Source organism: Alkalihalobacillus alcalophilus ATCC 27647 = CGMCC 1.3604 (genome assembly GCF_000292245.2).
Classification (GTDB): Bacteria; Bacillota; Bacilli; order Bacillales; family Bacillaceae_D; genus Alkalihalobacillus; species Alkalihalobacillus alcalophilus.
In genome coordinates this window covers 1-13555 of record NZ_ALPT02000100.1, presented here as the reverse complement: position 1 = coordinate 13555, position 13555 = coordinate 1, and the positions used below count along the sequence as shown (strand labels likewise).

The 13555-nt window shown below is 37.7% G+C and carries 11 protein-coding genes; 5 read left to right on the top strand and 6 right to left on the bottom strand.

What is annotated here, in order from left to right:
* Positions 1–559 precede the first annotated feature (559 nt).
* Positions 560–805 carry a hypothetical protein gene (locus BALCAV_RS18645; RefSeq protein ID WP_003321134.1) on the bottom strand — a complete coding sequence of 82 codons (246 nt, stop codon included), beginning with the start codon at positions 803–805 and terminating at the stop codon, positions 560–562.
* Between the two features lie 554 nt (positions 806–1359).
* Here BALCAV_RS18645 and pflB point away from each other — a divergent pair.
* The 3 genes from pflB (at position 1360) to BALCAV_RS18630 (ending at position 5567) form a co-directional block, all read left to right on the top strand.
* Positions 1360–3615 carry a formate C-acetyltransferase gene (gene pflB / locus BALCAV_RS18640; RefSeq protein ID WP_003321133.1) on the top strand — a complete coding sequence of 752 codons (2256 nt, stop codon included), beginning with the start codon at positions 1360–1362 and terminating at the stop codon, positions 3613–3615.
* 15 nt (positions 3616–3630) lie between these two features.
* Positions 3631–4359: a pyruvate formate-lyase-activating protein gene (gene pflA / locus BALCAV_RS18635; RefSeq protein ID WP_003321131.1), complete on the top strand. Its 729-nt coding sequence runs from the start codon at positions 3631–3633 to the stop codon at positions 4357–4359.
* 281 nt (positions 4360–4640) lie between these two features.
* Positions 4641–5567, top strand: coding sequence for a manganese-dependent inorganic pyrophosphatase (locus BALCAV_RS18630; protein WP_003321130.1), 927 nt, complete (start codon positions 4641–4643; stop codon positions 5565–5567).
* 100 nt (positions 5568–5667) lie between these two features.
* Here BALCAV_RS18630 and BALCAV_RS18625 read toward each other — a convergent pair whose 3' ends face one another.
* The 3 genes from BALCAV_RS18625 to BALCAV_RS18615 form a co-directional block, all read right to left on the bottom strand.
* Complete coding sequence (locus tag BALCAV_RS18625) at positions 5668–6057, bottom strand: hypothetical protein (protein ID WP_003321129.1); 390 nt, start codon at positions 6055–6057, stop codon at positions 5668–5670.
* 137 nt (positions 6058–6194) lie between these two features.
* Positions 6195–6668 (bottom strand): DUF4188 domain-containing protein, encoded by a 474-nt coding sequence (locus BALCAV_RS18620; protein WP_003321128.1) that lies wholly within the window; start codon positions 6666–6668, stop codon positions 6195–6197.
* The gene (locus tag BALCAV_RS18615; RefSeq protein WP_003321127.1) at positions 6652–7224 is read right to left on the bottom strand and encodes a PadR family transcriptional regulator; all 573 of its coding nucleotides are present in this window, start codon (positions 7222–7224) and stop codon (positions 6652–6654) included. The genes BALCAV_RS18620 and BALCAV_RS18615 overlap by 17 nt, the downstream gene beginning before the upstream one ends.
* Before the next feature lie 1183 nt (positions 7225–8407).
* Between BALCAV_RS18615 and BALCAV_RS18610 the strand changes: the two genes are divergently transcribed.
* Positions 8408–9700, top strand: a complete 1293-nt coding sequence (locus BALCAV_RS18610) for a histidine--tRNA ligase (protein WP_003324640.1) — start codon at positions 8408–8410, stop codon at positions 9698–9700.
* Between the two features lie 179 nt (positions 9701–9879).
* On the opposite strand, the gene BALCAV_RS18605 is transcribed toward BALCAV_RS18610, so the two are convergent.
* Both BALCAV_RS18605 and BALCAV_RS18600 read right to left on the bottom strand, forming a co-directional pair.
* Positions 9880–10224 (bottom strand): spore coat protein, encoded by a 345-nt coding sequence (locus tag BALCAV_RS18605; RefSeq protein WP_003322187.1) that lies wholly within the window; start codon positions 10222–10224, stop codon positions 9880–9882.
* Between the two features lie 55 nt (positions 10225–10279).
* On the bottom strand, positions 10280–10564 hold the full coding sequence (locus tag BALCAV_RS18600) for a hypothetical protein (RefSeq protein ID WP_003322188.1): 285 nt from the start codon (positions 10562–10564) through the stop codon (positions 10280–10282).
* Positions 10565–10946: 382 nt separating this feature from the next.
* Here BALCAV_RS18600 and BALCAV_RS18595 point away from each other — a divergent pair, with 382 nt between their 5' ends.
* Complete coding sequence (locus BALCAV_RS18595; protein ID WP_003322190.1) at positions 10947–13334, top strand: 3-hydroxyacyl-CoA dehydrogenase/enoyl-CoA hydratase family protein; 2388 nt, start codon at positions 10947–10949, stop codon at positions 13332–13334.
* Positions 13335–13555: the final 221 nt, after the last annotated feature.

The window sequence follows — 13555 nt, the reverse complement described above, 5'->3', positions numbered from 1 at the left end:
GAACTGAGAAGCAGAAAAAAGAGCCGAGTAAAGCGGAAGTTCGGCGTATTTAGAATTGAGAAGCAGAAAAAAGAGCCGAGTAAAGGGAAGTTCGGCGTATTTTGAACTGAGAAGCAGAAAAAAGAGCCGAGTAAAGAGAAGTTCGGCGTATTAAGAGCCGTGAAGCAGAAAAAAGAGCCGAGTAAAGGGAAGTTCGGCGTATTTAGAACCGTGAAGCGGAAAAAGAGCCGAGCAAAGAGAAGTTCGGCGTATTAAGAACCGTGAAGCAGAAAAAAGAGCCGAGCGAAGGGAAGTTCGGCGTATTAAGAGCCGAAAAGCACAAAAATAAGCCAAGTTAGCTTCAGCTTCAACTCGGCTTATCGCTATATCTCGTACCCATCTACTCTCCAATTTAGGAGAGTAGCTACCCACTGCTTATTTAGGGCAAGTTTTCGATAAAATGTTGTGCTTTGTATAGATGCCAACAATATAGTAGGGAAAGTTCAACTGTTATCTAGGTTAAGTAGAGGGAATTTGTGAAAATAAGTAATAAGAAAAACCATAAAGTCATTATTGGACTCTATGGCAGCACTTTTATTTTTTGAAGAGAAAGTAAATAGTCTAAATACCACTCGGGTTTCGGTAAGGATATGACGATTTCTTCATTGATCCATTCGATTTTACCTTCTTTTTTTAATTGAGCTAATAGCGGCAACAACTCTTCTTTTGTATGTCCTGTCCTAACACATAATGTCGGGAGCGTTGGTAAGACACAAGCTTCACACATACCTTCTATCACTGTAAACATTAAATCACTTTCATTCAATCGTACAACCTCCCGTTTTATATTCTTATTAGTATTTATATTAGGTAAAAAGGTGTGTTTTCCTTTATTTCTTTCCAATAAAAAGTTCTTCAATATGCGACAAATGATTTAGATAAAACTCCAAAATAGCCATATGAAAAAGGGAAAAAGTCGAAACGGACAGAAAATTGGAGAAAGGGATCTGAGTTGGAGGATACCATTTATCTAAAGGTCGATTCAAGATATAGCGGTTTCGCTCTGTCCATGTTTTCAGAAAAAGTCTTTTGAGAAAAAAAGAGAATCTTCATGGCATTATTATAACACATAACTAAATAGTACTAATACAGTTAGAGATAAATTTAATACGTGTATCTAATTAAACTGAAACGACTAATCGCTTAAAAAGGAGGACTAAATCAACTAATAGCAACATTTGTGAAAGTGTTCACAATAGCTTCATAATTGGGATAATCCATTGTCTGAATTTGGTAGTACAATAAAAGTGTAATAGCTGTTATATACATTTCAATTAATCTGTTATTGTTTTTATTCCAAAATATGAGGAGGAAGAACAAATGGAGCAATGGCATTCTTTTAGAGGGGAAAGTTGGAAAAAGGAAGTCGATGTCAGAGATTTTATCCTTACAAATGTGTCGAGCTATGATGGTGATGAAGGTTTTTTAGAAGGGGCAACAGAGGCTACTAAACAACTTTGGCAGCAAATTATGGATTTAACCAATGATGAAAGGCTACGAGGCGGTGTCTATGACTTAGATACTAAAATGGTTTCAACGATTATTTCACATGGTCCCGGTTATTTGAATCAGTCATTAGAGAAAATTGTAGGGCTTCAAACAGATGAACCATTTAAACGCTCGTTAATGCCATTTGGTGGAATTCGTATGGCCGAAACAGCAGCAACCTCTTACGGGTATCAAGTCGATGAAGAGATATCAGAAATTTTCACTAAATATCGCAAAACACATAACCAAGGAGTCTTTGATGCTTACACAGATGAGATGAAGAAAGCTAGAAAAGCAGGGATTATTACTGGTTTACCTGATGCCTATGGTAGAGGACGGATTATTGGTGATTATCGCCGGGTCGCTTTATATGGAGTGGACTTTTTAATCCAACAAAAGATAAAGGACAAAAAGGAAACGAGTCAAACGATGACCGAAGAGCAAATTCGGTTGAGGGAAGAGTTAGCTGAACAAATTCGAGCATTAGAAGAATTAAAGGAGCTTGGGACTAAATATGGATTTGATTTATCGAAGCCGGCGACTAATGCGAAGGAAGCTTTCCAGTGGCTCTATCTAGCTTATTTAGCGGCCATTAAAGAACAAAATGGGGCAGCAATGAGCTTAGGACGAGTTTCAACATTTTTAGATATATTTATTGAGAGAGATTTAAAGAAAAATCTACTTTCTGAAAAGGAAGTCCAGGAGCTTGTTGATCATTTTGTGATGAAGTTACGCTTGGTCAAATTTGCAAGAACGCCTGAATACAACGAATTATTTAGTGGCGATCCGACATGGGTAACCGAATCGATTGCGGGAATGTCGATAAATGGTCAGCACCTTGTGACAAAAAATTCATTTCGCTTTTTGCACACGCTTGAGAACCTTGGACCAGCACCAGAGCCAAATTTGACCGTCTTATGGTCGACTAAGTTGCCAGCAGCCTTTAAAGCCTTTTGTGCGAAAATGTCGATTAGAACAAGTGCAATCCAGTATGAAAATGATGATTTAATGCGACCGGAGTGGGGCGACGATTATGGGATTGCTTGTTGTGTATCAGCAATGCGTATCGGAAAACAAATGCAATTTTTTGGAGCGAGAGCTAATTTAGCGAAAACCTTATTATACGCTATTAATGGTGGTGTTGACGAAAAGTTACAAGAACAAGTTGGTCCTAAAATGGAGCCGGTTACAAGTGACATTCTTCATTATGAGGAAGTCGCGGAAAAGTTTGAAGTCATGATGGAATGGTTAGCAGAACTTTATATTAATTCTCTCAACATCATTCATTACATGCACGATAAATATAGCTACGAAAGAATTGAAATGGCTTTACATGATACAGAGGTTCTACGCACGATGGCAACAGGAATAGCCGGACTTAGCGTTGTAACTGACTCTCTGAGTGCGATTAAACATTCTAAAGTTCACGCGATTCGTGATGAAAAAGGAATGGTCATTGACTATTATGTTGAAGGAGACTATCCAACTTACGGAAATAATGATGAACGCGTCGATGCAATTGCTGTTGAAGTAGTCAAAAACTTTATGAACAAATTGAAAAAGTATAAGACATACCGTGATTCGAAAACGACTACATCTGTATTAACGATTACGTCTAATGTCGTGTACGGACAAAAGACAGGGAATACACCAGATGGCAGAAGGGCTGGTGAACCATTTGCTCCAGGAGCTAATCCGATGCATGGACGAGATCGTTCAGGTGCTCTTGCCTCCTTAAGTTCGGTGGCCAAAATTCCTTATCATTATGCCTTAGATGGTGTATCGAACACCTTTTCCATTGTGCCAAAAGCGTTAGGAAAAGAAAGTGGGGCTCGAGTTCAAAATCTTGTGGCGATTTTAGATGGTTATATCGCCAAAGGAGGCCATCATTTAAATATTAACGTCTTTAACCAAAAGCAGTTAATTGATGCAATGGAGCATCCAGAAAATTATCCACAGCTAACCATTCGTGTTTCTGGATATGCTGTAAACTTTATTAAATTAACAAAAGAACAACAATTGGATGTTATTAACCGTACCTTCCACGGTGCAATAGCCGAACAGGAAAAGGTAACGGAGCCAATCTAGATAGGAGTTGATCGCATGAAGGGGAATATTCATTCAGTGGAAACATTTGGGGCAGTAGATGGGCCTGGTATCCGTTATGTGTTATTTCTACAAGGTTGTTTGTTACGTTGCAAATATTGCCATAATGCCGACACTTGGAAAATTGGAACCGGAACCGATAAAACAGTGGAGGAAATCTTAGTTGAGCTTGAGGATTACCGTCCCTTTTTTGCCGCTTCGAATGGAGGGATTACGGTTAGCGGTGGGGAACCCCTTCTGCAGATTCCATTCCTAATCGCACTTTTTAAAGCGTGTAAAGAGCGAGGCATCCACACGACGATCGATTCATCGGGCGGTTGTTTTGAAAAGGGAGAACTTTTTTTAAAGGAACTGGATGAATTGCTTGAATATACGGATCTCGTTTTGTTAGATTTAAAGCATATCGATAATCAAAAACATCGTGAGCTAACGGGGAAACCAAATCGAGCCCCTCTTGATTTTGCGAAATACTTGTCAAAGAAAAATATTCCTGTCTGGATCCGACATGTGCTCGTACCGACCATTAATGATGATGAGAAGTATTTAAGACGTTTGTCTGATTTTATTGGGACGCTTACTAATGTCGAGAAAGTAGAAGTGTTGCCATATCATCAAATGGGCGTTTATAAATGGGAGGCACTTGGGTATCCGTATCCTCTTAAAGGAATTGATTCACCAAGTAAGGAACTGGTTGAAAAAGCAGAATCGATTTTAATAGCGAAGTGATGATAAAGAAGAGTTCGATGACGAGATAATTCCTCATTGAACTCTTTTTAGTAGGAGAAGCTTTAGGCAGCGATGATGTGAAAAAAGAGAGGAGGAAAGCCGCCTAAAAGCAGCTTGACCAACGGAAGAACGGATTAATTATTCAATAATTTAAATTATTCCTATCGAGATGGTTTGCTTTCGTTTCAATCTGTTGTAAAATCGATTATGTAAAAGTAGGACAACTCATGGTAGAATCGATGATAGATAAAAAAATGTAAACATTTAAAAGGAGCGAGATTATGTCTAACGTACTTATTTTTGGCCATAAAAACCCTGATACAGATACAATCTGTTCAGCGATTGCTTATGCAGATTTAAAAAACAAATTAGGTGTCCAAGCGGAAGCGGTTCGTCTTGGTGAGGTTAATGGAGAAACGGAATATGCTTTAAAAACCTTTAGTACAGAAACACCCCGTCTTGTGGAAACGGTCGCGAATGAAGCAGAAGAAGTTATTTTAGTGGATCATAATGAATTCCAACAAAGTGTTTCTGATATTAAGGATGTTCGTATTTTAGAAGTAATCGATCACCATCGTATTGCTAATTTTGAAACAGCCGATCCTCTATACTATCGTGCAGAGCCTGTTGGATGTACAGCAACGATCCTTTTAAAAATTTATAAAGAAAAAGGCATTGCAATCGAGCAAAATATTGCAGGGCTGATGTTATCAGCCATTATTTCTGATTCTTTATTATTCAAATCGCCAACATGCACGGATGAAGATGTAGCGGCTGCAAAAGAGCTTGCTGAAATCGCTGGTGTTGATGCAAACAGCTATGGATTAGAAATGTTAAAAGCTGGAGCGGATACAACAAGTAAAACGGTTCAACAATTAATTTCAATTGATGCAAAAGAATTCTCAATGGGTGAATTTAAAGTTGAAGTTGCTCAAGTCAACACGGTTGATACGAACGAAGTGATCAATCGTCAAGCTGAAATCGAGCCGGTTCTAACTGAACTAATCGCAGAGAAAAAACTTGATTTATTTGTACTAGTTGTCACAGATATTTTAGAAAACAACTCAGTAGTTCTTACACTAGGAAGTCAAGCACCAGCTGTTGAAAAGGCCTTTAATGTAACATTAGATAATGGAACAGCCTTACTAAAAGGTGTTGTTTCACGTAAAAAGCAAATCGTTCCACCTTTAACAGAAGCATTGCAATAAGGAACTATATATAATAAAAAAGTTGGTGAGGAGCTGAAAGGCTTCTCATCAACTTTTTTATAAAAATAATGACTACTTCGGCCCCGGCAAATACGTTAAATCACCATGTCAAAACTAAAATAATAACGCCGGCTAAACAAGCTAGTGCTGAAAGGGGAGACATCACGAATTTCTCTTTTTTACTTTGGGAGGCTAAGTTGCCAACTGTATTAATGAAAAGAAAGATAACGATGCCGACAATTAGCCATTTAAAAAATGGGAAGTCTATTCCAGGAAAAATGAATCCTGTGTACTGTAAATAAACGAAAGCGAAAGCAACTAAAAACAAGCTTGAAACAAAGCTAGCTACTCGGAACGGTAAGGGAAGCACTCCAGTAAACCTGCCCCCATACGAATATTCAGCTAATGGTTTTCCAAACGCTAATAATAGTTGGAAAACGGCTATCCCAAGAAATAGAACTGCATTAAAAATACCTAAAAATTCGAGCACTTCTTTTCCACCTTCTTTATTGATTAATGAAAGGGCTATTCATAAAAATAAGTAAGTCGATAAACAGGGTATGAGCTTCCTTTATTAAGGAAAGGAAATCCATTCCACGGTTTTCTTGCAATCAATTCCCTTAAGCTTTAGTTCTTAACCAATCTTTGTGAAGCGGTTTGTAATTTTTTTGTTACTTTCTCATAGCCGGATACTTTTGCTAAGCCGAACTTTGGCATATTCACATAGATTGACTCCATCTTTTCAGGAGCCACAACATACGTTTCATGATAAATACCTACGGCTGAGTTGTTGCGGCAACGTTTGTTGAAGTTTTTCCAGGCTTTTAAATGGGTTTGCCCTTTTGCATAAGCAAATAGCTCTTCCTCTGAACGCCAATATTGAAGCAAATAGGTCGTTCTTAAACTAAAAAAGCTTTCCATCGATAAACAACCATACTCTTTATTCTGATATAGCTCTTTGATCATAGCGGGCATAGCGAAAGCAACGGGGAGCCATTTATGAATTGCCCACCACTTGTTCACTCTCATCCCAATCATAAATAACACCAGTTTATCACGATGGGCAGCGGTTACTCTTTTTGTCTCAATCCTTTTCTCCATTTACGTTTCCTCCTTTAATGGTAGCAATTGCAGCGTTTCCCCATTCGATTGCGGCTTGTGTCGCTCTTTTTCCATAATCTAATGTGATTAACCAATACTGTTCATCAAGGTGTCCGGTGCCATGAGTATGAATGGATTGCTCAATTGTTAAAAAAACAGCCAATCGCTCTTGAAGTTTTTCAATATATTGTTCGATATGTTTAATCGTAAGCTGTTCTTTTTTTTGATTGCTGCTGAAAAATAGTTTTAAAAGCAACTCATTTTTTTCGATGGATACTTTTTCAATTGGAGTCTCAAGCCAATTTTGTAAAACCGCTCGCCCCTTTTCGGTAATAAAGTAAGTCTTTTTGTCTGGCTTGTTTTCTTGTGCAACTTCCACCACATAAGCTAGCTCATCAGTAACTAACGTTTTTAACATCGGATAAATCTGTCCGTAACTAATTTTCCAAAAATGATTTAAGCTGTTGTCGATCATTTGTTTAATCTCATAACCGGAGTTACAGGATGTCGTTAATATTCCAAGTATTGCGTATTTTGTATGATTTTCTTGTGCCATATCGTTTCATCCCTTTTATATCTTTTTGATATATATCATCTGGTTGTATATTAAAGGATAAATAAGGAAAAAATCAAGTGTTTTATTTTAATTTTCTCAACTTTCGCATCGAGAAAATCCGTTCAACTAGTTGGCAGAGCGAAAGGGAAACTCTTAAATAAATGCCCTTGACATGTTTGAAAAGCGAGAACGTACTATCACACAAAACGGATAAACTGTGCATTAAGAAAAAATAGACAATGTACAATGCTCTTCGGCTGTCGCTCCCAAACAGACACTCCGCGTCCTTGCCGAGAACCTCATGAGCCTCCTCAGCGTTTCACGCTTGCGGGGTCTCATTGGACGGTTTATTCCTGCGGGAGTCTCCGTGTCTGTTTGTCCGCTAGATACTGGAATCGAATCTAGGTTCCTTTTTCTCATTGAATAAAAAAACAGTCATGACTTCAACGTACATTAGCTTGAGAATGATTTTTCTCTTTCAATGACTAAATCCGTTACAGTTGTAAACAAATCATTGTTGATGCTCTGTACATTAGCTAGATGATCGAGCTTGTTTATCCTGTCTTTTGATGACTGCAGACTTAGAAAAAAATAGGTGGCAACTCCCTATTTAGTTCCGTAACCAACAAAGTGAAGAAGAAGGTCCTTCTGCGTTAGAAATAGCTAATTGAGAATGGCCATATCATCAAGCATCTCCCCTACACTTAGCGGACAAAACCATACGGAGACTCCCGCGGGAATAAACCGTGGAGCGAGACCCCGCAAGGCTTGCCGAGGAGGCTCGCAAGGTTCCCGCAGGACGCGGAGTATGGTTTTGGTAGCGACAGCCGAAGCTCTTAATTTTACTGCACAGTTTCCTTCAACAGCAAACGAAGAGAGGTGTTCAGACTGTCAACGATTGAACCGTTCATGTAAAGTCAATTTGAGTAATTTTCTAATTAAATATTGTTTTCTTTTTGTAGAAATGATAAAGTAACAGAAATCTAGGAGTGTGATTAGTATGAATAGTCGAAACCGCTCAATTTTATTGAACAACCATCATCATATTTAAAAGTCTTGCTACAGATTAAAAAATTAATCTTAGGAAGACTTTTTCCCATGAAACCGCATTGATTAAAGAGTTTATCTTAATCGATAGCGGTTTTTTATTTTCTTTAATTTATAAATATTAGGAGGGTTTTAGATGAGGAAAAATGTTGAAATTAAAAATGTTAAAGGTACAATAGATTATTTGCCAAAGGAGGAGTCAGTGAGAAGGAAAGTTCGGCGTACGTTAGAAGATATTTTTATGGCGTACGGCTGTTTACCGATAGAAACACCTATTATAAATGAGGTCCAATTATTAGCGTCCAAATATGGTGGAGGTGCGGAAATTTTAGAGGAAATGTACCTTCTTACCGATCGAGGAAAACGAGAACTTGCCTTGAGATATGATTTGACGATTCCTTTTGTGAAAGTGATTGCTATGAATCCTACTTTGTCAATGCCGTTCAAACGATATGAAATAGGAAAAGTTTTTCGGGATGGACCAATTAAAACAGGGAGATACCGTGAGTTTACGCAATGTGATGTTGATATAGTCGGGGTTCAATCACAGCTTGCTGAGGCCGAATTAATCTCAATGGCTGTGGATGCTTTTGAGAAGTTAGGAATAGATATTGAGATTGAAATTAATAACCGTAAGTTGTTATCAGGGGTATTAAAAAGCTTTGAAGTAGATCCAGAAAAAATAAATTCAGCAATTTTAACGATTGATAAGTTTTTAAAAATCGGGGTTGATGGTGTTGTCAAGGAATTAAAGGGTAAAGCTGTGGAAGCTGAGTCAATCAAAAAGATTATTGAGTTTTTAAATAAAAAATGGACGTTTGAAGAGTTCAAGAAAATGGATGTTCGGAATGAATCGTTTCTAGAAGGAGTACAGGAAACAGAAGAGCTGCTGAATTATTTAGACGCTATTGATTTAACAGAGTGTTGTGTTTTTAATCCTTACTTAGCAAGAGGTTTGGAAATTTATACAGGTACAATTTATGAGATTTTTTTAAAAGATAGCTCGATTCAATCAAGTATTGGAGCGGGAGGACGTTATGATGAAGCGGTAGGGGGTTTTCTTGGTACGGATGATTGCTACCCGACCGTAGGACTTTCATTTGGTTTAGATGTGATCTGTAATGCTTTGGGACAAAGAGGCCAAAATTCAAAGTCAGAAATCGACTACTATATTATTCCATTAGGTTATGAGCAAGAAGCGTTGCAAGTTGCAAAAAATTTAAGGAAGAACGGCTTCTATGTTGAAATGGAATTAGGCACTAAAAAGATAACAAAAGCACTAAAAAAAGCTAACCGAATAGCTGTGCAAAAGGTGATTCTGATCGGTGAAAAAGAAGTAAAAGAAGGTTTCTATACGGAAAAAGAAATGGAGAATGGTGAAGAGAAGCAGATAAATTTTGAATACAAGGTTTGTGGAACGATGCAATGATAGGGAATTCTGCTAGTCTTTGTGATGTGTCTGACGCCAGCGATGATGTGAAAAAAGAGAGGAGGAAAGCCGCCCAGCTGGAGCAATAATACGAAAATGGAATATCATATAAAAAAGCCGGTGATTTTAAATCACCGGAAGCATTTTTTCTTTAGACACATTCAACTTGCCATTGTTCTTTAGGAATAATTTTGTCCGCCTTGCCCTTGTGGATAAGGGAATTGATTTTTGTAGCCAGTGAACTTTTGATAATCTTGTTGAATCGATTGTTGCTCGGCAGCATCATAGCTGTATAGTCCTTTTTTGAACATAACATTAAATAAATCACGTTGGCAGTTATGGGTTTCGTTTGCGATCTGATTAATGTCTTGGAACAATTGAGCATGGCTCGCTTCTGTTGCTGCGAGACTATAGGAATTACACAAGTATTTCTCTGTCGAAAGTTGATCAGTAATAAAATCCTGCTCTGACATTTGTGGAGTCTTAGGTACTGGTTTTTGTGGGTTTTGAATTTTTTGGCTCATCTGAATTCCTCCTTCGTATGTTCGAAAACACGTATTAGCAATCCTAATTGGATATTTATTGAAGCTGGTTACCCATTGCTTGTTGTTGCTGTTGTTGGGGTTGTAAATGGGTCAGGATTTTCTCATAATGACGTTTGTGCATTTGCCCAGCATTTTCTAACGCTTGTTTAATTTCAGGATCAGGGCATTGACCCGCATAAAAATGAGCTTTTTTCATCGCGACTAAATTCCATGACAGCATATCTGATAAATAAAGGCTATCCTTCGTTGAAAGAATGGCAGGTGGTTCTTGGTACTGTGGTTGCTGTTGTGCTTGACCTTGATTTTGCTGTTGTTGCATAAAATCTCCCCCTAAAAAATAATGAACCGTTAAATTTAAGACGGTTACCCCTATAGATTTTGATTTTTTTCTTCTTTTTATAAGCGACAATTATTGGTGCACCTTCAATTCAGAACGTTATAAAAAAAATCTGAATAAATTTAAAAAAAAATAAAAATATTGCAGGATATCGACGATTTATCGCGAATTATATAATTAAGCGCTTACAATTCCATTGTGTGATCGTCTAAATCAATTTTAAATGTAACATTGATAATCGTAGTCGTATTAGCAAATATGACCGAATTTTTATGAGGACTTACGATTTAGTAGCATCTTTAGTCAATCACTTGCATATGGAACAGTAGGGTAATTTTATATTTTAACAATGAGGAGGGTATTCATGCCTGTTCAAATTAGGAAAGCTGCCGTTATTGGATCGGGAGTAATGGGGGCGCAGATCGCTGCAGTATTGGCCAATGCAGGAATTCAGACATTGTTATTTGATTTGCAGCCAAAGGAATTATCAGAGAAGGAATCAAAGCTGGGACTTTCTTTAGATAATGCCGCAGTCAAGAATCGTTATGCTTTGGAAGCGATTACGAAATTGAAAAAGATGAAACCAGCTCCACTCGGTACAAGTGAACAATCAAAACTGATTCGAGCTTGTAATTTAACAGATGACTTTAAGAAGTTAGCTGAAGTGGATTGGATTATCGAAGCGGTTGTTGAAAATATGTCCGTCAAACAAGACCTTTTTGAACGAATTGAGAAGGTGAAAAAATCAAGTTGTATTGTAAGTTCGAATACTTCCGGATTATCCATTGAAAAAATGGTTTCCACATGTTCTGATGGGTTTAAAAAGAATTTTCTAGGAATCCACTTTTTTAACCCGCCAAGATATTTGAAGCTCGTTGAATTTATTCCAAGTAATTCAACTGACACAAATATAGTCTCAGATATGAAAACGTTTACTGAAAAAAGATTAGGCAAGACTGTTGTCTTAGCTAAAGATTCTCCTAATTTTATCGCTAACCGAATTGGGACGTATGGGCTTTTATTAACCGTACAAGAAATGGGAAAAAGCGGATTAACGGTATCAGATGTGGATGCTTTAACCGGCAAATTAATCGGGCGACCTAAAAGTGCAACGTTCCGAACACTTGATGTTGTTGGTTTAGACACATTCTTACATGTAGCGAAAACCGTTTATGATCATACAGAAGGTAAGGAACAAGAATTATTTGATCCACCAAGCTTTATGAAAAAATTGGTTGAAAATGGAGCTATTGGGCAAAAGGCTGGAAAAGGGTTTTACCAAAAAGTCAAAAAAGACGGGAAATCAGTTATTTTAGCCATAAACCCAGAAACATTAGAATATGATGAAACAACGAAGTATCAATCGGAACTAATCGGACAAACAAAACAAATCAAATCATTAAGAAAACGATTATCTTTTATCGTTTCTCAAAATAGTAAAGATGCGAAATTTATCTGGAACTTAATTTCGAATGTACTTGTTTATGCAGCTGAGAAAAAGGATGACATTGCCGATGATATTTATTCGATTGATATCGCAATGAAAACTGGTTTTGGTTGGGAAGCTGGCCCATTTGAAATGTGGGATATGATAGGTGTAAAAGAAACTTTAACGAAAATGAAAGAATCAGATTTAACGGTTCCAGCCTGGGTCGATGAAATGATCGCTAATGGTTTTACTAGTTTTTATCAAAATGAGCAATATTATGATGAAAAAACTAAGAATTATGTTCCAATTCCTAAAAAGGATGGACATTACAATTTAACTCTCCTTAAAAAAGAGAAGAAGATTTTTGGAAATGATGGTGCAAGCTTACTTGATATTGGTGATGATGTCGTATTAATGGAAATGCACTCACCAAATCAATCAATTGGACTTGATGTACTCGATATGATTCGTCGCTCTGTTGAAGAAGCAGAAAAATCATATAAAGGGCTTGTGATTAGTCATCAAGGGAAAAACTTCTGTGTTGGGGCAAATTTATTAATGATTTTATTAGAAGCTCAAAGTGACAACTATGAGGATATTGAAGATATCATTCATATTTTCCAACAAACAATGAGCAAAATCCGTTATTCAGCTAAACCAGTCGTTGTCGGAGCATTTGGAATGACTCTTGGTGGTGGCGTAGAAATGAGCTTACCAGCGGCTAGTATTCATGCCGATTTTGAAACATATATGGGCTTAGTCGAAACTGGTGTCGGTCTTATTCCGGGTGGTGGCGGAAACAAAGAACTTTATTTGCGAAATCTAAAAAATGCGGCTAATGACGTTAAATTTGATTTACAAAATGTAGCCAATAAGACGTTTGAAACGATCGCAATGGCTTCCGTTTCAACTTCAGCTCTTGAAGCACAGAAATTAAATTATTTAGGTGACAATGATGTGATTATTTTTGATAAAGAGGAGATTATTGAGCGCTCCAAACAGACCGTTCTGACTCTGGAAAAAAATCACTATATGCCACCGACTAGAGAGCCTATTCCAGTCGTAGGTGAGACCGGCTATGCGACGATGCTTTTAGGAGCGAAAAGTTTGCATTTTTCTGGAAGAATTAGTGAACATGATTTAAAAATTGCTGAAAAATTGGCTTTCGTTATTGCTGGAGGGCGAGTTGCAAAAGGAACGCTCGTGGATGAGCAGTATTTGCTTGATATTGAAAGAGAAGCCTTTTTAAGTCTTGTCGCTGAACCGAAAACGCAACAACGAATGCAACATATGTTAATGACGAAAAAACCATTACGGAATTAGTTCAGCTCCGTCCGTTAGAAGCTCGAGAAAAATCGGTCGCCCCTGCCTACAGGATGTGGGTACAAGGCGTTGCGACAGGACGTCGCGAACTTAGCGTTGTTCCTTGATATTTCTCGTTTCTGACCGAACAGGCTGCGCTTTTTATTCAATCTAGCTCCGCCTGTTAGAAGCTCGAGAAAAATCGGTCGTCCTTATGAAGACAAAAAGCGTCTTCAACGGCC

What these genes read in the sequence shown, in the direction of transcription:
- pflB (WP_003321133.1), top strand. Translation starts at nt 1,360, where the DNA reads ATGGAGCAATGGCATTCTTTTAGAGGGGAAAGTTGGAAAAAGGAAGTC.
- pflA (WP_003321131.1), top strand. Translation starts at nt 3,631, where the DNA reads ATGAAGGGGAATATTCATTCAGTGGAAACATTTGGGGCAGTAGATGGG.
- BALCAV_RS18630 (WP_003321130.1), top strand. Translation starts at nt 4,641, where the DNA reads ATGTCTAACGTACTTATTTTTGGCCATAAAAACCCTGATACAGATACA.
- BALCAV_RS18620 (WP_003321128.1), bottom strand. Translation starts at nt 6,668, where the DNA reads ATGGAGAAAAGGATTGAGACAAAAAGAGTAACCGCTGCCCATCGTGAT.
- BALCAV_RS18615 (WP_003321127.1), bottom strand. Translation starts at nt 7,224, where the DNA reads ATGGCACAAGAAAATCATACAAAATACGCAATACTTGGAATATTAACG.
- BALCAV_RS18610 (WP_003324640.1), top strand. Translation starts at nt 8,408, where the DNA reads ATGAGGAAAAATGTTGAAATTAAAAATGTTAAAGGTACAATAGATTAT.
- BALCAV_RS18605 (WP_003322187.1), bottom strand. Translation starts at nt 10,224, where the DNA reads ATGAGCCAAAAAATTCAAAACCCACAAAAACCAGTACCTAAGACTCCA.
- BALCAV_RS18600 (WP_003322188.1), bottom strand. Translation starts at nt 10,564, where the DNA reads ATGCAACAACAGCAAAATCAAGGTCAAGCACAACAGCAACCACAGTAC.
- BALCAV_RS18595 (WP_003322190.1), top strand. Translation starts at nt 10,947, where the DNA reads ATGCCTGTTCAAATTAGGAAAGCTGCCGTTATTGGATCGGGAGTAATG.